The organism is Paenibacillus glycanilyticus (assembly GCF_030161375.1).
Taxonomy (GTDB): domain Bacteria; phylum Bacillota; class Bacilli; order Paenibacillales; family Paenibacillaceae; genus Pristimantibacillus; species Pristimantibacillus glycanilyticus_B.
In genome coordinates this window covers 170,477-190,539 of record NZ_BSSQ01000008.1, presented here as the reverse complement: position 1 = coordinate 190,539, position 20,063 = coordinate 170,477, and the positions used below count along the sequence as shown (strand labels likewise).

Genomic DNA, 20,063 nt, shown 5'->3' with positions numbered 1-20,063 from the left:
GTTACATCGTTGCTCCATTATTTCGCTGGAAAGCGATAATCCATTCCCCTTGCGTTGCGGCATAACCGGTATCGCCTTCGGCAACGAGACCAAACAGATTTTTGACGTCCATGAATTCTTGCCGTTCGCCGTTATCGAACTCGAGCGTGATGTAATAATAAGTTCGGGAAGAATGGCTGATTTGACCATTATGATTGTGGGAGTTCTGCCGTACGTCCATCCGTTTGGACACGACGCGGGCGAAGACCGATTCCTTAGGCGAAGTTGCGTTTTTGGCATATTTGATGCCGCGGAATACGACAGTCCCGATGACGATGACGAATCCAATTACAATGATGATGGGAACAATCGTAAACATCAGATCAAATCCCACCGGCTGGCCAAAGTTGCTGTTGATCATACTTGCTCCTCCGATGCTTCCATGATATGGGTTAAATGTACTTTGATTGTACGCATGGATGCAAGGAAAAGTTGCACTTTCATTTGGGGTATGATATAAAAGGTTCGTGACTAAATGACCGGAATTGAAAATTAGTCAGTATCATTGGCGACGATGAGGAACGAGAGGAGAGAGGATTCATGTCCATTGACCGCAAAGCATTAATATTGAAAGCAGCGACGCAGTCGTTTGCGCAATTTGGCTATAAAGCGACCACAATGGATTTGGTATCCAAGATCGCAAGCGTAGGCAAAGGCACGATTTATACTTTTTTCAAGACGAAGGAAGAATTGTTCGAAGCGATATTGAACAAAGCCGAGATCGAATTGAAAGAAGCGTTGAGCTGCGGACTCGATCGCGATGGCAGCGAAAGCTCATTTATTCATAGCGTGTTCAGCTTGCTTGATTCTATCCTGGAGTTCCGTTCGGATCATGAGTTGTTTGCGAAGCTGGGGCAAGAGGTTCGGGATATTGGCACCGTGCAGGCGCTTGAAGGCATTCGCCGCGTGGAACAGTTCATGCTCGATTTCCTGAAGCAAAAGCTGGATGCCGCCATTCAAAAAGGCGAAGTTCGGGAATGCGATACGACGATAACCTCGTATATGATTTTCCGGTTGTATCTAGGTCTTGCCTCCGAGTGGAACAAGTCGCATAACGAACCGCTGACGAAAGAGCAGATTAAGGAAAATCTGACGATGCTGATCACGCAAGGGATTATGAAAGAAGTTCGATCGTGAAAATTCCAGCCTGAAAGGGCTGTTTTTTTGGTCTAAAATGACCGAAATACGAATTTAGTCAATTATTCAAGAGGAAGAAGGAAGTGTGAACATGAGACCGATTCAAGTCTTCTTGAAAGACATGAGAACATTAGCGACCAAACGGATGCTGCTCTTGTCTTTTCTTGGCGTCGCTTTGCTCCCGATGCTGTACAGCAGCATTTTGATCGATGGTTCGATGGACCCTTACGGCCAGACGAGCAAGCTGCCGGTTGCGGTCGTTAATCTCGACAAAGGCGCAGACTACGAAGGGAAAACGATGAATGTCGGCGGCGATTTTGTGGAGGAGCTGAAGAAAAGCGACAACTTCAAATGGGATTTCGTAAGCGAAGAGAAAGCGAAGGAAGGCATGGAGCATAACGATTATTATATGACCATTACCGTCCCAAGCAATTTCTCGGAAAACGCGGCGACTTTAACGCAGGAAAATCCCGTGCAGGCAGAGCTGATTTTTGAGCCGAACAGCCAGTATAACTTTGTGGCCGGCCAGATCGGTAATAGCGCGATGAAGGAATTAAGGTCTAAGCTCAATACGCAGATTACGGAAGCGTACACTCGCAGTATGTTTGAACAAGTCGGCACGATATCCGATGGTCTTGGTCAAGCGGGTGAAGGCGCAACCGAGCTGAAAGACGGTGCGGGTAAACTCGAGAACGGTCTTGCGACATTGAAAGATAATTTGAACAAGCTGGCAAGCGGCACTACCGAGTTGAGCGGTGGCGTCTCCAAGCTGTATGACGGCGCATCAAGCCTCAATCAAGGTACCGGCCAATTGTCTTCTGGCGCAACGGGACTAGCTGACGGTTTGAGTCAATTATCCGCAGCAGAGCAGCAGCTCCAGGATGGAGCGAACCAATCGAAGGCCGGAGCGTCACAACTCGCTGACGGACTGAAGGCTTCCAAAGCCGGAGCCGACGACTTGAAGCAGGGCTTGACGGCAGCTTCTGCCGCAAGCGGACAGGTGGCGGACGGTGCGGAACAAGTTGCGCAAGGGCTTGAGCAGTTAATCGCGGCTACCCCTGAGCTGCAAGAGAATGAGGCTTTGAAGCAGCTGCTGGCGGCAAGCAAGCAAGTGGCCGCAGGCAGCGCGCAGTTGCAAGCTGGTCAAGAGCAGCTGCTGGCGGGCAGCGGCAAGCTAGCCCAAGGTCAGGAGCAGTTGTATGCGGGAGCGACTGAACTTAGCAAAGGCCAGGAGAAGCTGGCATCCGGCCTTAATGTATTTGGCGGCAAGCTGAAGGAAGCTGGAGCGGGAGCTCAGCAGCTCGCCGTAGGAGCAGAAGCTGCAAATAGCGGCGCCGCGCAGCTGAAAGACGGATTAAGCAAGTTAAGCGGCGGAGTTGCTGGCATTGCCGACGGGTCGAAGCAGCTGGACCAAGGGGCGGGGCAGCTCAAAGACGGTTCTCAGCAACTCGTGAACGGATCCGGCGAGCTTGCGACAAAACTGAATGATGCGGCAGCGGACACGGGCAACATCAAAGACGGCGACGACATCGTCAATATGTTTGCCGAACCGGTAGTTGTCAAGGAAAATGCCGATCACAAGCTTGACCGGTACGGTCTTGGCATCGCTCCATACTTCTTGTCGCTTGCGCTCTTCATGGGGGCGCTTGTGTATACGACGGTCTTCTCGGTTCGCGAATCCTATACGCTTGGCGCATCGCCGATGGGCCGATTCGTCAGCCGTACGTTGACCTATGCAAGCATAAGCCTTCTGCAGTCGCTGATTGCGGATGCGGTTCTGCTCTACGGGCTCAAGATCGAAGTAACAAGCGTTCCTCTGTTCGTCTTGTTCACGATTCTCACGAGCCTGGCTTATACCTTTATTATCCAAGCGCTTGTCACTTGGCTGGATAATCCGGGCCGGTTCTTGGTTGTGCTACTAATGATCTTCCAGCTGACCTCCAGCGCGGGCACGTTCCCGCTTGAATTGCTGCCGGACTGGATGCAGAAGCTGAATCCTTGGCTGCCAATGACCCATGCGATTACCGGTTTCAAGACGCTTATTGCAAGCGGAGATTATTCGCTAATGCGCGAGCAGATGCTTATTCTCGGAAGCTTCGCGGTTATATTCTTGGCCTTGACGTTCCTGTATTTCAAGCGTCAATCTTCAAAACCGGCGGAGCCGGTGCTGCCGGCAGCCTAAATGGCATGTCTAGGAATTGACATGGAACATGTATCCACATGCCCTTTTTTCCGGCTTGTAAATCGGTTAATATAAGAAGAATAAGTAAAGATCAATGAAGGTGGCCGTCGATTGACGGCTTCTTTTCTTTTTTTTCGTAAGTTTATGTTTTCGAAGCAAGAATCATCACGAGCAGCCATCTGGCTGTTTGGGTGATAATTCTTTTAGGAGTGTGAAGTTGTTGATTTCGTTCTATGAGGACAAACACCGGCGTTCGCCGTTTATTTGGATGTTCCTGCTTCTGCTGAGCAAATCCGTTTTGTTCCGCGTGTTCCTGTTTGGGGAACTGCAATGGAACGGGCTGATCGCGGACGCGGCAGCGTGGCTTGGTTTGCTGCTTCTGGTGGAGCTTGCCACGGGGGCAAGATGGAGAGGGATTGCTTATTGGGTAGTGAACCTGATTGTTTCGGTGCTGCTGTTTGCTTCAACCGTATATTTCAGTTATTACGGCTCCGTGCCTACCTATACGGCGCTTAAGGCGCTTGACCAGGTCAATCAAATTCAGGACAGCGTAGATTCGTTGATCAAAAATGTCTACTATGTTTATTTCATGGACCTCGCGATATTAGCGGTTCTTTATATGGTTCGCTTGATTCGTGGAACCCGCGTTACCGGGCGGAAAAGAATCAGTCAGACACGTGTCGTACTTAGCGGTCTGCTTGCTTGTCTCGTTGTCATTAGTGCCATCATCTATTCCGGAAATGATGTCTCTAATGAATTGGAGCAAGCGGAGGGAATGGGATTTGTCGGGTATCAAGCGGCCGCGGCTTGGGACAACCGCACGGAGAAAGCGTTGGCGGAAAGCGGGAATATCGAGCAGACCAAAACCGAAATCGCCCAGCTGATGTCATCCTATTCTTATAAGGATCAGCCGGGGCAAGCTCCAATTCAATTTGGCAGCGCTCAGGGGAAAAATGTGATCGTAGTTCAATTGGAAGCTTTTCAAAACTTTCCGCTTCATTTGTCCGTTGGCGGCATGGAGCTAACGCCGGTGCTTAATAAGCTGGCGGACGAGAGTTATTATTTCCCGCATATTTATCAGCAGATTGGCCAAGGCAATACGTCGGATGCGGAGTTTATGTCGAATACTTCGATCTATCCGACGGGCAAAATCGCGATGTCGACGGGTTATGGTAACCGCGAACTGCCAAGCATGCCGCGTATGCTGGAGAGCATGGGGTATGAAGCCAATACGTTTCATGTAAACGATGTGACGTTCTGGGACCGGGACAAGCTGTATCCGGCGCTTGGTTTTAACCATTATTTTGACAAGCCGTATTACACCAATGATCATTTTAATGAATTTGGCGCATCGGATGAGGAGCTGTACCGCGTTGCGGTCGAGAAGCTTCAGACCTTGCATGGGCAGAACAAGCCGTTTTACGCACAGATGGTGACGGTATCGAGCCACTTCCCGTTCGAAGTGCCGGATGACAAGAAAAGTCTGAATCTGCCTGAGGCAATGGTGGGGACGCAGTTAGGCAATTATTTAGAGGCTGTCCATTACACCGATTATGCGCTTGGCACCTTGATCGACCGGCTGAAGGCGAATGGCATGTGGGAGGATACCGTACTCGTTGCGTATGGCGACCATTTTGGCTTGCAGCCGGAAAAAGCAAGCGCGGATGAGATCAGCAAGCAGCTTGGCATCCATTACGATGACCGGCTCAGCCGATTCAATATTCCGCTCATAATCCATGTGCCAGGCCAGAGCAATGGCAAGGTCGTCGATCAGCCGGGCGGGCAACTCGATATTATGCCGACTTTGGCGAATTTGCTTGGGGTCAAACCGGCAGAAGACAATGTCGTTGCTTTTGGACACGACCTGCTGAACATCAACCATAACGTGTTTGGAATGCGTTACTACCTTCCGACGGGATCCTTCTTCAATAACGACATCCTGTTCGTTCCGGGCAAAGGCTTCAACGACGGCACCGCCTATTCGATCAAAACGATGGAGCCGGTTGCCGATTTCGCCGAGTACCGCGATGATTACGACTACATCATGAAGCTGATGACTTTGTCGGACCAATATGTAGAGCAGTTGCCGAAGCGACAGCCATAATTAGAATACGAATACCTCCACTGGCCGGTGGAGGTTTTTTTGTTATAGGAGCTCTAGTGCTGGAGGATTAAACGCAATGGCTAAGGAATACCTGCATATGATGTATAAATAAAGAGGTGAAAGAATATGAAGCTGACGGCAGCCGTGCGAGGGAGACATTATCAATTCCGTGACCTTAAGGAGGTTATGGCCAAAGCCAATGAGGAGAAATCGGGAGACAGGCTGGCAGGACTGTCTGCCGAGGACGCAGCGGAGCGGGTGGCAGCGAAGATGGTTCTGGCGGAGCTTCGATTATCGGATATCCGGGAATCGTCATTGCTCCCTGCGGAGACCGATGAGGTATCTCGTATCATTGAATCCGATTTGGATGAGGAAATGTACGCACGGATTAAGAACTGGACTGTCGCTGAGCTCAGGGAGCAGTTGCTGCAGATGGAAGGCGGTGGCGGTTCCAATTCTCTCATTCGTGTAGGTCAAGGGCTGACGAGCGAAATGATCGCTGCATGCGCCAAGCTAATGAGCAATCTGGATCTCATTCAAGCAGCCTCCCGTATGGAGGTTGTGACGACTTGCAACTATTCGATGGGACAGCGGGGCGTCATCGCAGGCCGAGCCCAGCCGAATCATCCCGCTGATCATCTGCACGGCATAAGGGCTTCGCTCTATGAGGCGCTTGCTTATGGCATTGGAGATGCCGTAATTGGAATTAATCCGGTTATTGATACGGCGGATAGCGTCTATAATATCCTTTCGATGACGAAGGATGTGATGACCCGCTGGGAGGTACCCACGCAAAATTGTGTACTAGCTCATATTACAACGCAGCTGCGCGCCATCCGCATGGGAGCACCAGCCGATATGGTGTTTCAAAGCTTAGCGGGAACCGAGCTTGGGAATAAGGCTTTCGGGATCACCGCAGCGCTGCTTGACGAGGCCGATGAAGTTATCAGACAAGAAGGAACTTCGACAGGGCCGAATCGGTGGTATTTCGAGACAGGGCAAGGCTCGGAGCTATCATCCGAGGCTCATCATGGCATAGATCAGCTCACGCTTGAGGCACGCTGCTATGGGCTGGCCCGGCATTATAAGCCTTTTATGGTAAACACGGTCGTGGGTTTTATCGGACCTGAATATTTGTATGACAGCAAGCAGGTCATTCGCGCCGGGCTTGAGGATCACTTCATGGGCAAGCTTCATGGACTACCTATGGGAGTTGATGTTTGCTATACGAACCATATGAAGGTTGATCAGAATGATATGGATAATCTCGCCGTATTGCTCGCGGCAGCAGGCGTTAACTTTCTTATCGGAGTGCCTATGGCGGACGATTGCATGCTGAATTATCAGTCCACGAGCTATCATGATATCGCGACACTGAGGGAAACGTTGGGCCTCCGGCCGGCGCCAGCGTTCGAGCGTTGGCTCGAGGGAATGGAGCTGATGAAGAACGGCAGGCTGACTGCCAGAGCAGGAGATCCGAAGATCTTTGTGTAGGGAGGAGGGGAATGCTGTGATGAACGATATTTCTTCAGAGGTGGAAACTTGGAATGAGCTGAAAAGCACGACTGGGGCACGTATCGATGTGGGGCGAGCCGGTACTAGGCCGCTTACGAGCAACATGCTGAGACTGCGTCTTGATCATGCGGCCGCTATAGACGCGGTGTACAGCGAGGTCCCCCGCGAACTCATTGAAGAGATGGGTTTACTCTCCGTCAATACGCTCGCTTCAGACAAGGTTCAGTATTTGAAGCGTCCTGATCTCGGCAGGAGATTTACAACAACGTCCGCAGACGCGATACAAGCAAGCTGCCTTCATGCGCCGCAAGTGCAGATTGTTGTATCGGACGGACTTAGCGCAGCGGCCATTGAAGCCAATTTGAAGGAGGTCTATTCCTCTTTGCTCGACTCGCTGAATAGCCTCGGTCTCGAGGCAGGTACGCCAATCTATGTAGAGCGCGGCAGAGTAGGTAGCATGGATCATATCGGTGATATTTTGCAGCCGGAGGTGTTGGTTTTGTTAATTGGGGAACGCCCGGGACTGCTGTCCGCGAGCTCCATGAGTGCCTATATGTGCTACAAGCCTTGCATCGGGAAGCTGGATTCGGACCGTAATGTGATCTCCAATATCCATGAGAGCGGTACTCCGCCAGCTGAAGCCGGCGCAAGAATTGCTTCCATGCTGAAAGCTATGCTGGATCAGAGGCGAAGCGGTACGGAACTTGTTTTTTAATATAAGAAGCGACTAACCAGGGCTTTTCGCCTTAGGTTAATCGCTTTTTTAGTGTTCAATATAGCTAATAGATGATTGATCCAGCTTGCCTTATCCCAGTTCCCGAGTAAACCCTTCCTCTTCCATATACGCCTCAACCTCTTTATGCGTCTCAAACGCCATTTCGAGGTTAATGCCGGAATAGATATACCACATATCATCTTCCCATTTGACAACGAGGCTTTGATTTTCCTCATTCGTCCACAATTGATCTTTCTTTTTGCGATTGCGCGAAGGCTTTGGCGCAGGCTCTTCCTCACGTACCGATAAGGAGTCAATGGACTGACGAAGAAGCGTGCGGAGCTGAAGCTCGCTATAATCGCGGATATTGATCATTCCTTTGTCATCCTGGCTGAAGTTGCGCAGAAGTCCTGCATAGACGAAGCCGTTACCGTTCGGGTGCAGGTGGTAAACGACGTTTTTTCGATCATACAGGCTGTCCTCAAATTGGAAATTTACGCGTCCGAGAGACACATTGGAACGTGTCAGCTCCGTGAACGATTCGATTATGGCTAGCTTTTCCTCAAAATTTAACATAACATCCTCCATCATCAATCCATAAATATGCTTCGGCTATTATAGCATAAGCGTCTGCTCCTTACGAATGACCTGTGCGTTACAACTAAACACTTATGCTCCGTGTTAGTCTCCGCTACAAAGTTGCCTCAGGCTCGTTTACTCCGAGTACCTCTATTGACTATCATAAATGGAAACGAAGGGAGCGATCGAACATGAAGCATGATCACGAGTATTATTTGAAATATTCCATTGAGGTGTCCCGCAAATCGAGAGAAAACGGCAATACGCCGTTTGGAGCGATTCTTGTTAATGAAGAGGGCGAAATTGTGCTGGAGCAGGAGAACGTCGAGATTACGGAAAAACGGTGTACGGGTCACGCCGAAACCGCTTTGATGGAAAAAGCCTCGCATCAATTCGATCATCATGATCTGTGGAACTATACGCTTTATACAACCTTCGAGCCATGTGCGATGTGTTCGGGCGCTATCTATTGGGGCAACGTGGGCAAGGTGGTGTATGCGGCAACAGAAGAAGCGCTGCTGAAGCTTACGGGTGATCACGAGCAAAATCCGACCTTTAATTTGCCTTGCCGGGATATTTTCTCAAAGGGCCAAAAGCCAATTGAAGTCATCGGACCTTTCCCTGAACTTGAGGAAGAAGTTGTAGCCATTCACAAGGGATATTGGAACTAAACGGTCCTCACGCCCCCCTTTCGTCTGACGCCTGGCCGTCTTTTTTGTCCTTGCCCTGCATAAGCATGTAGAGGTACGGGACAAAGGTCTAAGCTTACGAAGTGAGAATTACCTCAGTGGCTTGAACCGGCCACTTGCATGGTAATTCTTTGGGTCTAAGCTTACGAAGCAAGAATTACCACAGTGGCGCTCCACCAGAGCCAAAGATGTGGTAATTCTTTTAGAGGTGGTGGATCATGACAAAATGGGGAAGAAGGGGATGGTTGCTTCGATCATTTGGCCTGAGCCGGCAGCAACTATGGTCTAACCGTCCTTTTGCCAAGGTAAAGCGGGTCAGCTGGGGGAGCAAAATCTCTACTCCAAGCAGCACTCCAAAGCCATGGGGAACAAAAAGCAAGAGCAAGTGGCGTTCTCCAAGCAAGCCAAAGCCCGCAAGTAGCTGGGGCGGCATGTGGCAGCCGCGCAGACGTCCGGTTAAAGCGGCAGGAAGAGGGATTAAGACGATGAGCATCAGCTCTGTTTCCGGCGGAAGCGGCGGAGGAACCAGACTGAAGTCCGGCAAACGGCGAACCAAGTTATGGATTGTCGTCAGCATTCTTATCCTGCTCATCGGCTCGATTCAATCATTGGTTTATATCGAGAAGCATTTGCGTCCGCCGCTTATGAAGGTTGCGCAGCTTCGGATCAAGCAGGTCGCCACGCAAGCCATCAATAAAGCAACGACCGACGAGGTTGTCAGCAATGCCGATTTCGAGAAGCTGATCGATTGGAAAATGAACAGCAGCGGCAAAGTGTCCGGGTTTATGCTGAACTACGCCGAGCATACGAAGATCCGTTCGGAGACGATCAAGACGGTGCAGGCTACGCTCGATGATTTGAAGGAAATTCCCGAGCATATTCCGGTCGGCAATGCGCTGGGCAGTGCGCTGATCTCAACCTACGGCCCAAGAATCCCGGTTAAATTCGAGCCTGTTGGCGCGGTAAAGGTGGATTTGAACACGCGCCAGACGAACGCGGGCATCAATATGATCCTTATTGAAGTGTACATCCACATCGTATCAGAGGTGGCGATTATCGTCCCGTTCGAGACGGATCCTCAAATCGTAGAGACGGAAATTCCGATTTCATACCTGCTTGTGGTTGGCGATGTGCCGATGTATTACTACGATAACGAAGGCAAACCCGTCGGCGACTCTGCCCCGGATGCTCCGAATATTTCGCTGCCGATGTCCAAAGGCGAGGGGGTTACCCAACCGTCGGACGGAAGTATGCTGAAAGAACAGCTTGATTCCGAAAATTCGCCGCTGCCTTCGGGTGGCAGCAATTCGGCTAATAACGCTAGTAACGCTAATGCAGGAGACGGTAGTTAAAAAATAAAAGGGGCATCCCAAAAGGTCCAATGGATTGGCCTTTAGGATAGCCCCTTTTATCGGTTTAACCGACGCCGTTCATCTTGCTCCCAATGTCTTAGCAGCGGATACGGATCGAAGGCCCATTCGATAAGCCCGCGGTCCCGATATACGCCGTAATGAAGGTGAGGCGGGAATTTGCCTTGCGTTCCCGGTTTGCCGTAACCGGAGCTGCCGACCCAACCGATGGTCTGGCCGGGTTTGACAATCGTTCCGATGCCAACTGTCTTGTCAAAGCCGGACAAGTGGGCGTAATAATGATAATAATTGTTCAAATCCCGGATCCCGATACGCCAGCCTCCATAAGGGTTCCAGCCTTTTACCTCCACGACGCCAAAGCATGTGCTTCGGACGGGAATACCGTAATTGGCGAAAATATCGGTTCCTTCATGAGTGCGCCTTCCTCCCCAACCCCGGGCATTGCCCCATGTGCTCCGGTACGAATAATTGGTTCCCACCGGAACGGGGAAAGCATGCTCGTATAAATCCAATCGGCCGAAGGTAGCGTAGATGCTGGAAAATTGTTGAATGCGCTGAACGGCTCTGCTGTTATGGTAGAATTCCCATAAACCTATTGCGAAATCGTCTTCGGTCGACCCGCCGTTTTGAAGCAGCCTGGTTGCTACCGAATACAGCAAATCAACATCGTTTGTACGGTCGGCAAATCCATCGCCGTCTCCGTCGCGGCCGACGCCGTTGAACCATTGGATAGAAGCCGGTACATGGTCGGACGGATCTGGGTTGAACGCCCCGGCCCACTGTTCCTCGTCCATGTAGATCCCAACGAAACTTCCCAGCTGCGGACGTGCTTTTGGACGTGCTTTGGACAGAGTACGCTCATATTGATCAACAGCTGCAAGACGGTACCAAGGAATGCCGGTAACCTCACTAAGGCGGTCGTACAGCTGCTGTCTGGTGACGAGCGGATCAGCTGCCCCGCCTGAAGATTGGGCCTCTGCCTGCACCGTTTTGCTAACGCTTGGATTTGCATAGCCTAATTGCCCGGATATAAGCATGGAAGCGACAACGGCAGCAAGCGCAAGTGATAAAGTCTGTTTCAATCGTTCCACCCTTTCGATAGCTCGAAGCAATATTCGTTATGTTTTGCAAATCATTGGATTTTATCCGAACTATGCTATAATAAACGGTGAGATTCAGCTGTCCAAATGAAAGTGAAAGCAGGGAATTCTAGATGAAATCGAATAAAGAAAAACTCAAAAAGCCGGACTGGCTTAAAATAAAACTTACAACCGAAGGTAACTACTCCGAAATTAAAGATATGATGCGAACCAAAACGCTGCACACGGTCTGCGAGGAAGCGCGTTGCCCGAATATTTACGAATGCTGGGCGAATCGAACGGCTACCTTTATGATTCTTGGCGATATTTGTACGCGGGCTTGCCGGTTCTGCGCGGTCAAGACAGGTCTTCCGACCGAACTCGACCTGCAGGAGCCGGAACGTGTGGCGGAAGCTGCCGAACAGATGGGACTACGCCACTGCGTGGTTACTTCCGTAGCCCGCGATGATCTGGCTGACGGCGGCGCATCGATCTTCGCCGGTACGATCAAGGCCATCCGTGAACGGATGCCTTTCACCCGCGTCGAAGTGCTGATTCCTGACTTTATGGGGAATGCAGATTCCCTCCAAGTCGTAATGGATGCCAAACCGGACATTCTGAACCACAATATTGAGACGGTTGAACGGATGTCGAACCGGGTACGGGCCAAAGCGAAGTACAGAAGATCGCTTGAGCTGTTGCAGCGCGCCAAAGAAATGAATCCAAAAATTCCAACGAAATCGAGCATTATGCTTGGCGTTGGCGAAACATATGAAGAAGTGCTTCAAGCGATGGATGATCTTCGCGCGGTGGACTGCAATATTTTGACGCTTGGACAATATTTGCAGCCTACGCCAAACCACATGCCGATCGCGCGTTACGTGCACCCGGATGAATTCAAAAGCTTGAAGGAAGAAGGGTATAAGCGGGGCTTCCGTCACGTAGAGTCGGGACCGCTTGTACGAAGCTCTTACCATGCGCATGAGCAGACGGATTCTGCTGCTGCCGCTGAGGAGCGCGAGCTTAGCAACGTATAAGGCTTCTATTGGGGAATTCGAAAGAGGGGAAACGGGATTGATCCAAATTGGCGGCAAAATATATGAACTTATTCATGAAAATCGAAACGGCTGGAACGCCGATGCGTTCAAGGATCGTTACAGCGAAGTATTGGAGCGATACGATTTCATTATCGGCGACTGGGGATATAGCCAGCTCCGTTTGAAAGGTTTTTTCCGCGATAATCATATGAAAGCAACAAAGGACAGCGCCTATTCGGGAATGTCCGATTATATCAATGAGTACTGCAACTTCGGCTGTGCTTATTTCATTCTGGAGAAGACCGGGACGGTTAAGAAATCTCCGGAAGAAGAAGAGGCAGGGGAGGAGCAAGAGGCTTCTCTTAGGCAGGATTCTTACGTACAGGAGAAGAATGATGCGGATGACGAAGAGGAAGTAGGTGCTTCGCTGCTTGCTGATGCTATCCTTGCGGGTGCCGCTGCGGCAGCAAGAGAAAGCGCTGCTGCAGGCAGAGGTGGACGCCATGCCGAAGATACCAAGCAGCAGCCAGCCCGTCAGCAAGGGCAACATTCCTCCCAGCATTCTAACCGTAGCGGCAAGGACCAGCACAGAAGAAGCTACCGCTCAAACGGTAAAAAGCCTATTAGACCGTCTGCAAACAAGGATGTAGCCGCTGCATCCGAGCAGGCTCAGGTTCACGCGCAGTCCGGCCAGAAACCAAAAGACCGCTTCCGTGACCGGGATCGTGACCGTGACCGTGACAGAAGCAAGGAACCAAACAAGGAACCGAACAAAGAACCAAATAAAGAACCAAATAAAGAACCAAACAAAGAATCGAACAAAGAGCAAGGAAACCGTCCATAAATAAAAGGGCTGTCTCAAGGTTGAACAAACCTGGGACAGCCCTTTTTTAGCGCGAAAGGATCACATATCTACAAACGCATCGCGGACGCGGTTCCAGAACGGGAACGGACGATAACGGGCAAAGCTGACTTTGCGTGTAGACACGCTGCAGCGGATGGACCGGATATCGGTGCGTTGCAAGCTTTGATGGTCAATGGTTAAGAGCAGCCGTTGCTCTTTTTTGGAAACGATATCGCAGTGATGATGCTGCGGCAGAAGGAACGAAGAGCCAAGCGTCCGGTAGACGCGGTTATTGATCGAGGCAATTTCCGCAATCTGCAGCGATTCAATCGACGGATGGACAATAGCGCCGCCGACGCTTTTATTGTAGGCCGTGCTTCCCGACGGGGTAGAGATCACGATGCCGTCGCCGCGGAACATCTCGAAGGATTCATCGTTGACGCTAAGCTGTACGACAAGCGTGGCATCCACGCCTTTTAACGTAAATTCGTTAAGTGCCAGGTAATAGAAATTTTGCTCATCCGTCTCTACGGCAATTTCCGCAAGCGGATAACGAACGAGATGGGGCGTTTCTTCCGCCATCAAAGTGACAAGCGTATCTAATTCATCTGCTTTCCAGTCGGCGTAAAAGCCGAGATGTCCGGTGTGAATCCCGACAAAAGAAACGTCGGTAACCCGGTCGACATATTTGTGAAAAGCTTGGAGCAGCGTTCCGTCTCCGCCGATGGATACAATAATGTCCGGCGTGTCGTCATGTCGCGTAAGTCCGCGCTCTGCCGCCAGCTGATGGAATCGCTCCGCTAATGATTTCGATAATTGATCGCCACGATCGATGACTGCATATTTCAAGAAATTTAAACCCCTTCCGACCTGTTGCAAGATACTAATGATGATATAGGAATATGGCATCAAATTCAACGCCGACACAAAACTTTAAGGTGCGAGCCATCCCCATAACACATACACAAGCACTACCGCGATGAAGCCATGAGCGAGGCGTGCAACCATAAGCGGGAGGTAACGCAGGTCTGTACGGCTTAGCAAGCTAAGCACCTGGGCGTGCACGGATAACCCTCCCCAAGACAATATCCAAGCTGCAACTGCCGTTTGGTGCATTAGTCCCGTATCCGCGCCTCCTGCGGCTTTCGCTCCTAGGGTAACTTCGAATAAACCGAAGATGCTTGCATCCGCAAGTTTAGCCGGCAGACCAAGGGCGCCAAACAACAAACGCAGCGCCTCCGCTAATGCTTCTACGATTCCTGCGCGGGTAAGCAGCTCCATCACAACCGAGAAAAAAACGACAAGACCGCCAACCACAATCATAAGACGCAAGGCGGATTGAATGCTGTCCTGAAGCAGCTTGCCTAGACTTCTGCCGTCAAGCAGCCGTGCATCATGCATCGCTTTTATCGCTTCAAAAAGCCGGGAAGAACGACGAGCCGCCGTCCGCCGCGGCGATTCGGTTACGGGCTCGTGACGGTCATGGAAACGCATAAGCAGTCCGATAATAAAGGCTCCGCCATAATGGGCGGCAGCAAGTATGGGGGCCAAGGCCGCGTTGTGAAAAAAACCGACCGCTACCGCCCCAATCAGGAAGATGGGATCCGATGTTGTGGTAAAAGCAACAAGCCGCTCTCCTTCCGCGCGCTTCACTAGGCCTTGTTCCCATAGCTGGGCGGTTAGCCTTGCTCCTACCGGATAACCGGATACATAACCCATTGTGACGACAAAGCTCCCGATGCCCGGAAGACGGAATAACGGCCGCATGAGCGGATCCAAGAGTTTGCCGAAAAAATGGACGATCCCGAAGCCAAGCAGCAGCTCGGAAATAACGAAGAACGGGAATAAGGCCGGGAACAAGACCTGCCACCATATGGATAATCCCCGCAAGGACGATTCCAGCGTTTGGGCTGGGAACACCGCCATGAGCAGAACGATTAGCAGGGCGGTGAGACCGGTAAGCGAGGCTGGACGGACAAGCGTTCGGAGCATGGATGCGTCCTCCTTTGGACTTTGGGACATGCGGATCGCAAAATGTACAACCCCTACAAGAGGTATATGAAGACAGGTGGACATCCATCACCAAAGGTAGTCAAAAATATTTTTCATAATTCTAAGAAAACGCTTGCAAAAAGGGCTGGACGGTCCGGATTTTTATGTTACAATGAAGGTACCTTTGAAGGCTTGGAGTGATGAGAATGAGTATAATCGCTGGCATTCTGGTCTGTGCGTTTGTTTACGTCATCCGAGAATCACTAACTGCACCGGGAGAAGAGGACTACGAAGGTTAATCGTTACATCTAATTCATAACAATCCCGCATTGGTAACGATGCGGGGTTTTTTTTGTGTTATAATACTAAATACCTACATATTGGAGATGGAATTGACGATGAATAGGAATATAAGCCTTTATGAAGCAATTGGTGGAGCTGAGACTTTAAGACGAGTGATTGAGTCTTTTTACCCAAAAGTGCAGGAGCATGAGTTGCTAGGTCCGCTATTTCCGGACAATATTATCCCTGTTATGGAGAAGCAAATTATGTTTTTGACGCAGTTTTTCGGAGGACCAACGTTGTTTTCCGATGCGTATGGCCATCCGATGATGCGGGCGCGGCATATGCCTTTTCCGATTACGCCGAAACACGCCGAAGCGTGGCTTGATTGCATGAGGCGCGCGCTTAAGGAAACTTCCGGCCTCGATGAAGAGCTGCAAGCATACATCATTGAGAGATTGTCGGGACCAGCCCACCATTTTGTGAACACACCTGAATAGGAGATGGGATTGGAATGGAGCCGCTTTATCAGACAAAGATGAATTGCATTTGCTGTGAGACCATCTTTACGACATCACGAGTTCGCCCAAGCTTTAAAAAAGCGGTGTCTATCGATTCTGATTTTTGCGGTTATTATCATTCGGAAGCAAATCCGGATTATTATGTGGTACGGGTTTGTCCGAATTGCGGTTTTGCAACAACGGAGAATGGAATACAAAAGCTTGCGGAGCGGCAAAAAAACAATTATCGCGAGCAGATTGGCTCGCGTTGGAAGGCTTGCGATTATGGCGGGGAGCGGGATGCGGTTGCGGCGATGACCGTGTATAAGCTGGCTTTATTATCCGCGCAAGCCATTGAAGAGAAACCTCGGGTGATTGCAGGCATCCTGCATCATATTGCTTGGTTGTACCGCTATGACGGCAATCAGCAGGGGGAGCAGAGGTTTATGCGCTTTGCTCTGCAGGCGTACATCAAGGTGTATGAGGAAGAAGAATCGCAATTAAATAATGCAAAGTTGATGTATCTGATCGGGGAGCTTAACCGGAGAACGGGCGAATTGAAAGAAGCGGTAAAATGGTTCTCGCGGATCGTCGGCGACAAACGGATCATGGACGCGGCGATGATTCGGAGAAGCCGTGAGCAGTGGCAACTCATCCGTGAGCAGCTGAACGAAGGACAGCCTGTTGCAGCGGATGGCGAGCCGGGAGATTCCCCCGTACAGACAACCGCTTAACAGGCTTGTCCGGTTTGTTAATGGCGCAGCTTGCGAAGCGACTGATCTGTCAGCATGTAGTCATGGTCCATATCAAGGACCGTCACTTTATTATGGCAGCAAGGAAAGACCAGCAGCTTTTTTTTGCCGTGCTGGATTTCTTCGATCTCGCGGACGCGAAGCGGAATAAGGACGTTCTCGCTGCTGCAGAAGGGGCAGGATGGCACATATACGTCCTTCATTATAATATCGTAAGGCCAAGTCTTTTCAAACGGAATCATGAGGAGGACTCCTCGGAATTAGAAGCGGAATCAGACGGCTTAGCAGCCTCTGCTTCCGCTTTTGCCAGTTCGGTCAGCTTCTGCAGCAAAATATGTTTAGGCATATGCATTAAATGCTCGAGCGGCACGCCAAGCTGTTTGGATAGCTTAATAGCTGTTTCGGGCGAGATTTGTAATGGTTGTGACATGGTGTTATTCCTCCAATCTGGATATAATTAAGTTATACACCGCAGACCGGAGATTGCGCAAATTTATTTGTCGATCTTTTGTGGCGGTTTTTTTCTTTATAGGTGTTACATATGCCAGCTAATCGAGTGCAAAGGAGAGGAACGGTTGAATGACGACAAGTAATTATCCGCTCAGATGGGATTTGGAGACGTTTTATGAAGGAGGGTCGAATTCGGCTGCTTTCGCGAGTGAATTGGCAGGAATCGAAAAAGATGTTTCCGAGTTGGACAGACTGCTCTCGGATAGCTCTTTGGAGCTCAAGAACAAGATTGAGGACACAACGGCTGTTTTGCAATCCGTGTTGATCCGCCTTCGCGAGTCGGAATCATTCGTAGAATGCCTTCAGGCGCAAAATATGAAAGACTCCGCGGCTAACGGCCTTAGTGACCGTGTAAAAACGATTAGCGCCAAGCTGCTTGGAGCATTAACGCGATACGATAACGAGCTTCGCCAGATTGAGGATGACAAGTGGGCAGCAATGATTGCGGACGGAGCTTTGGAGGAAGTGGCATTCAGCTTGTCCGAACGCCGTGAGCTTGCCAAGGAAAAGCTGGCACCCGAGCTTGAAGCGCTTGCCGGCGATCTGGCGGTTGACGGTTATCATGGCTGGGGCGCTTTGTATGATCTGATCGTATCCCGAACTAAGTTTACGGATATCGGCGAGAATGGCGAAGAGAAAGTTCTGTCCGCTGGACAGATGTTTAACCGCCTCTCGGACGGGGACCGTTCGGTTCGCATCCGCGCGTTTGCGGAGTGGGAGCGCGAGTGGGGCGATGCGGCCGAGCTATGCGCGGATGCCCTGAACCGCCTTGCGGGCTTCCGGCTTAAGCTGTATGGCAAACGCGGCTGGGAATCGGTGCTGAAAGAGCCGCTGAGCATTAACCGGATGTCTGAAGCGACTTTTAATGCGATGTGGTCGGCAATTAATGAAGGAAAGCCTAAGCTTGTTCGCTATTTGGAACGGAAGGCGAAGCTGTTAGGCGTTGAGAAGCTCGACTGGCATGATGTCAGCGCGCCGCTTGGTTCATCCGCACGGACAATAAGCTTCGACCAAGGAGCGAAGTTTATTGTAGAGCAGTTCCGCAAGTTTAGCCCGGATATGGCCGATTTCTCGGAAGTGGCGTTCCGTGACGGTTGGATCGAAGCCGAAGATCGCGCGGGCAAACGCCCTGGCGGCTTCTGTACGTCCTTCCCTAAGAGCCGTCAGACAAGAATCTTCATGACCTATTCCGGGACGGCGGACAATGTTTCAACGCTCGCCCATGAACTTGGTCATGCGTATCATCAATACGTGATGGACGATCTGCCTGCTCTGTCGCAGGAATATGCGATGAATGTAGCGGAGACAGCATCAACGTTCGCAGAGCTGATCGTATCGGATTCGGCTATGAAGGCTGCAGTGGATCAGGAGGAGAAGCTTGGCCTGCTCGAGGATAAAATCCAGAATGCGGTAGCCTTCTTTATGAACATTCATGCCCGGGTATTATTCGAGACGCGGTTCTATGACGAGCGCAAGAACGGAATTGTTCCGGTTGAGAAGCTGAACAGCCTTATGGAAGAAGCGCAGCGTGAAGCGTACAGCGGTGCCCTCGGCGAACTGCATCCTCATTTCTGGGCTTCCAAGCTTCACTTCTATATTACAAGCGTGCCGTTCTATAACTTCCCGTACACGTTTGGCTATCTTTTCAGCGCAGGAATCTACGCACGCGCGATCCAGGAAGGACCTGCGTTCGCGGACCGTTATGTACAGCTGCTTCGCGATACGGGCCGCATGACGGTAGAGGAGCTGGCGCAGAAACATCTCGGCGTCAATCTCGAGGAAGCTGATTTCTGGCGAGAAGCCGTTGAACTTACGACTAAAGATATCGACCTGTTCCTGGAGTTGACGGAATAGACAAAGGTTTTGAGGTGTCCCATCGGTCATGACAATGACGATGGGACACTTTTTTTATTTTCTATTAGAGAATAGTTCGCTCATCCAAATTTTCACGGTTTGCGACAAAGGTATGGTAACGTAATTTGCCCGATCCGGCGTTAAGCAATATACGTTCCTTTACCATTTTTCGCAGCAGTCGACGTGCAGTGTCAATATGTATGTTCAGATAATGGCTTACGTCATGAGAGCTGATTGGTTTAGCGGATCGGAGGGCCAACATTAGGATCTCTTGTTGAAACCATTTGCTCGCACATTCGCGGTCTATCTTTTACATCGTCGTAGGAAAAACGAAGAACTCTCCATCCATCAATCATTAAGTGATTTTGACGTATCCGGTCGTCGGAGAATTGTGATTTGGAAGAGTGAGAACCGTAGCCGTCAATCTCAATTGCGAGTTTCAACGGATACCTCATGTAAGCAAAATCAATATATCTTGTACCGTCTTTGAAATCCGATACCTCATATTCAGGATGAAGGAGCTCAAAGGAGCGGAAAGCCGGATACCAGACGTTCTGAAGGAACAGTACTTCAGCATGAGCATGTCCCTCTACGAGTCTTTCCTTAGCTTTATCCTTACGTTTTTTGAGATGCATGTTGAGCCATTTTTGATGCGTCAAATGAAATGTCATAACTCGCATAAGCTCCTTTCTAAAAGAAAAACACGCCGCGATTCCAAGCGTTGAATGCTTGGAAAGCGGCGTGTTCTTCACGACCAAAAGTTTGATTTGTGATGATAATACCATTTTCTGGTCTGGCCATCAAGAGGAAGCTGGTTTTGAAAGAATCGCGAGTCGGTTGTGGGGGCGAGTAGTAGTGTAGCAGGCAAAATGCCTGCTGCAGG

Annotated in this window: 20 protein-coding genes; 12 read left to right on the top strand and 8 right to left on the bottom strand. The window is 50.4% G+C overall.

Features of this window, described 5'->3' with window-relative positions; all coding sequences use genetic code 11:
• Position 1: 1 nt before the first annotated feature.
• Complete coding sequence (locus tag QQK89_RS10335; RefSeq protein WP_284238465.1) at positions 2-400, bottom strand: DUF2500 domain-containing protein; 399 nt, start codon at positions 398-400, stop codon at positions 2-4.
• A gap of 179 nt (positions 401-579) precedes the next feature.
• Between QQK89_RS10335 and QQK89_RS10330 the strand changes: the two genes are divergently transcribed.
• The 5 genes from QQK89_RS10330 (at position 580) to eutC (ending at position 7,692) form a co-directional block, all read left to right on the top strand.
• Positions 580-1,176, top strand: a complete 597-nt coding sequence (locus tag QQK89_RS10330) for a TetR/AcrR family transcriptional regulator (protein ID WP_284238464.1) — start codon at positions 580-582, stop codon at positions 1,174-1,176.
• 91 nt (positions 1,177-1,267) lie between these two features.
• A complete protein-coding gene (locus tag QQK89_RS10325; protein WP_284238463.1) occupies positions 1,268-3,358 on the top strand; it encodes a YhgE/Pip domain-containing protein in 2,091 nt (696 codons plus the stop codon).
• A 268-nt stretch (positions 3,359-3,626) separates the two neighbouring features.
• A complete protein-coding gene (locus QQK89_RS10320) occupies positions 3,627-5,462 on the top strand; it encodes an LTA synthase family protein (RefSeq protein WP_284238516.1) in 1,836 nt (611 codons plus the stop codon).
• 126 nt (positions 5,463-5,588) lie between these two features.
• Complete coding sequence (locus tag QQK89_RS10315) at positions 5,589-6,956, top strand: ethanolamine ammonia-lyase subunit EutB (RefSeq protein ID WP_284238462.1); 1,368 nt, start codon at positions 5,589-5,591, stop codon at positions 6,954-6,956.
• A gap of 19 nt (positions 6,957-6,975) precedes the next feature.
• Positions 6,976-7,692 carry an ethanolamine ammonia-lyase subunit EutC gene (eutC, locus tag QQK89_RS10310; RefSeq protein ID WP_284238515.1) on the top strand — a complete coding sequence of 239 codons (717 nt, stop codon included), beginning with the start codon at positions 6,976-6,978 and terminating at the stop codon, positions 7,690-7,692.
• Positions 7,693-7,782: 90 nt separating this feature from the next.
• On the opposite strand, the gene QQK89_RS10305 is transcribed toward eutC, so the two are convergent.
• Entirely contained in the window at positions 7,783-8,268 is a 486-nt protein-coding gene (locus QQK89_RS10305) for a hypothetical protein (protein ID WP_284238461.1), read from the bottom strand.
• A gap of 194 nt (positions 8,269-8,462) precedes the next feature.
• Between QQK89_RS10305 and QQK89_RS10300 the strand changes: the two genes are divergently transcribed.
• A complete protein-coding gene (locus QQK89_RS10300; protein WP_284238460.1) occupies positions 8,463-8,942 on the top strand; it encodes a nucleoside deaminase in 480 nt (159 codons plus the stop codon).
• 236 nt (positions 8,943-9,178) lie between these two features.
• Entirely contained in the window at positions 9,179-10,312 is a 1,134-nt protein-coding gene (gene yunB, locus QQK89_RS10295) for a sporulation protein YunB (RefSeq protein ID WP_284238459.1), read from the top strand.
• A 56-nt stretch (positions 10,313-10,368) separates the two neighbouring features.
• Here the strand turns inward: yunB and QQK89_RS10290 are convergent, their stop codons facing one another.
• The gene (locus QQK89_RS10290) at positions 10,369-11,412 is read right to left on the bottom strand and encodes a M23 family metallopeptidase (RefSeq protein WP_284238458.1); all 1,044 of its coding nucleotides are present in this window, start codon (positions 11,410-11,412) and stop codon (positions 10,369-10,371) included.
• A 131-nt stretch (positions 11,413-11,543) separates the two neighbouring features.
• On the opposite strand from QQK89_RS10290, the gene lipA reads away from it, so the two are divergent.
• Together lipA and QQK89_RS10280 are read left to right on the top strand one after the other, a co-directional pair.
• Positions 11,544-12,446 carry a lipoyl synthase gene (lipA, locus tag QQK89_RS10285; protein ID WP_284238457.1) on the top strand — a complete coding sequence of 301 codons (903 nt, stop codon included), beginning with the start codon at positions 11,544-11,546 and terminating at the stop codon, positions 12,444-12,446.
• Positions 12,447-12,483: 37 nt separating this feature from the next.
• Positions 12,484-13,290: a YutD family protein gene (locus QQK89_RS10280; RefSeq protein ID WP_284238456.1), complete on the top strand. Its 807-nt coding sequence runs from the start codon at positions 12,484-12,486 to the stop codon at positions 13,288-13,290.
• A gap of 60 nt (positions 13,291-13,350) precedes the next feature.
• Here QQK89_RS10280 and QQK89_RS10275 read toward each other — a convergent pair whose 3' ends face one another.
• Together QQK89_RS10275 and ylbJ are read right to left on the bottom strand one after the other, a co-directional pair.
• Positions 13,351-14,139, bottom strand: coding sequence for an NAD kinase (locus tag QQK89_RS10275; protein WP_284238455.1), 789 nt, complete (start codon positions 14,137-14,139; stop codon positions 13,351-13,353).
• A gap of 84 nt (positions 14,140-14,223) precedes the next feature.
• The gene (gene ylbJ, locus QQK89_RS10270; RefSeq protein WP_284238454.1) at positions 14,224-15,282 is read right to left on the bottom strand and encodes a sporulation integral membrane protein YlbJ; all 1,059 of its coding nucleotides are present in this window, start codon (positions 15,280-15,282) and stop codon (positions 14,224-14,226) included.
• A gap of 398 nt (positions 15,283-15,680) precedes the next feature.
• On the opposite strand from ylbJ, the gene QQK89_RS10265 reads away from it, so the two are divergent.
• Positions 15,681-16,064: a globin gene (locus QQK89_RS10265; RefSeq protein WP_284238453.1), complete on the top strand. Its 384-nt coding sequence runs from the start codon at positions 15,681-15,683 to the stop codon at positions 16,062-16,064.
• 14 nt (positions 16,065-16,078) lie between these two features.
• A complete protein-coding gene (locus tag QQK89_RS10260) occupies positions 16,079-16,798 on the top strand; it encodes a DUF2225 domain-containing protein (protein WP_284238452.1) in 720 nt (239 codons plus the stop codon).
• Between the two features lie 17 nt (positions 16,799-16,815).
• Here QQK89_RS10260 and QQK89_RS10255 read toward each other — a convergent pair whose 3' ends face one another.
• Both QQK89_RS10255 and QQK89_RS10250 read right to left on the bottom strand, forming a co-directional pair.
• A complete protein-coding gene (locus QQK89_RS10255; protein WP_284238451.1) occupies positions 16,816-17,058 on the bottom strand; it encodes a hypothetical protein in 243 nt (80 codons plus the stop codon).
• Complete coding sequence (locus tag QQK89_RS10250; RefSeq protein ID WP_284238450.1) at positions 17,055-17,246, bottom strand: YycC family protein; 192 nt, start codon at positions 17,244-17,246, stop codon at positions 17,055-17,057. Before QQK89_RS10250 ends, QQK89_RS10255 begins: the two co-directional genes overlap by 4 nt.
• Before the next feature lie 149 nt (positions 17,247-17,395).
• On the opposite strand from QQK89_RS10250, the gene QQK89_RS10245 reads away from it, so the two are divergent.
• Positions 17,396-19,180, top strand: a complete 1,785-nt coding sequence (locus QQK89_RS10245; RefSeq protein WP_284238449.1) for a M3 family oligoendopeptidase — start codon at positions 17,396-17,398, stop codon at positions 19,178-19,180.
• Positions 19,181-19,419: 239 nt separating this feature from the next.
• Here QQK89_RS10245 and QQK89_RS10240 read toward each other — a convergent pair whose 3' ends face one another.
• Entirely contained in the window at positions 19,420-19,851 is a 432-nt protein-coding gene (locus QQK89_RS10240) for an endonuclease domain-containing protein (protein WP_284238448.1), read from the bottom strand.
• Positions 19,852-20,063: the final 212 nt, after the last annotated feature.

Excerpts from the sequence above, each read along its gene's own strand:
- QQK89_RS10335 (WP_284238465.1), bottom strand. The coding sequence starts at position 400 with ATGATCAACAGCAACTTTGGCCAGCCGGTGGGATTTGATCTGATGTTT.
- QQK89_RS10330 (WP_284238464.1), top strand. The coding sequence starts at position 580 with ATGTCCATTGACCGCAAAGCATTAATATTGAAAGCAGCGACGCAGTCG.
- QQK89_RS10325 (WP_284238463.1), top strand. The coding sequence starts at position 1,268 with ATGAGACCGATTCAAGTCTTCTTGAAAGACATGAGAACATTAGCGACC.
- QQK89_RS10320 (WP_284238516.1), top strand. The coding sequence starts at position 3,627 with ATGTTCCTGCTTCTGCTGAGCAAATCCGTTTTGTTCCGCGTGTTCCTG.
- QQK89_RS10315 (WP_284238462.1), top strand. The coding sequence starts at position 5,589 with ATGAAGCTGACGGCAGCCGTGCGAGGGAGACATTATCAATTCCGTGAC.
- eutC (WP_284238515.1), top strand. The coding sequence starts at position 6,976 with ATGAACGATATTTCTTCAGAGGTGGAAACTTGGAATGAGCTGAAAAGC.
- QQK89_RS10305 (WP_284238461.1), bottom strand. The coding sequence starts at position 8,268 with ATGTTAAATTTTGAGGAAAAGCTAGCCATAATCGAATCGTTCACGGAG.
- QQK89_RS10300 (WP_284238460.1), top strand. The coding sequence starts at position 8,463 with ATGAAGCATGATCACGAGTATTATTTGAAATATTCCATTGAGGTGTCC.
- yunB (WP_284238459.1), top strand. The coding sequence starts at position 9,179 with ATGACAAAATGGGGAAGAAGGGGATGGTTGCTTCGATCATTTGGCCTG.
- lipA (WP_284238457.1), top strand. The coding sequence starts at position 11,544 with ATGAAATCGAATAAAGAAAAACTCAAAAAGCCGGACTGGCTTAAAATA.
- ylbJ (WP_284238454.1), bottom strand. The coding sequence starts at position 15,282 with ATGCTCCGAACGCTTGTCCGTCCAGCCTCGCTTACCGGTCTCACCGCC.
- QQK89_RS10265 (WP_284238453.1), top strand. The coding sequence starts at position 15,681 with ATGAATAGGAATATAAGCCTTTATGAAGCAATTGGTGGAGCTGAGACT.
- QQK89_RS10260 (WP_284238452.1), top strand. The coding sequence starts at position 16,079 with ATGGAGCCGCTTTATCAGACAAAGATGAATTGCATTTGCTGTGAGACC.
- QQK89_RS10255 (WP_284238451.1), bottom strand. The coding sequence starts at position 17,058 with ATGATTCCGTTTGAAAAGACTTGGCCTTACGATATTATAATGAAGGAC.
- QQK89_RS10250 (WP_284238450.1), bottom strand. The coding sequence starts at position 17,246 with ATGTCACAACCATTACAAATCTCGCCCGAAACAGCTATTAAGCTATCC.
- QQK89_RS10245 (WP_284238449.1), top strand. The coding sequence starts at position 17,396 with ATGACGACAAGTAATTATCCGCTCAGATGGGATTTGGAGACGTTTTAT.
- QQK89_RS10240 (WP_284238448.1), bottom strand. The coding sequence starts at position 19,851 with ATGACATTTCATTTGACGCATCAAAAATGGCTCAACATGCATCTCAAA.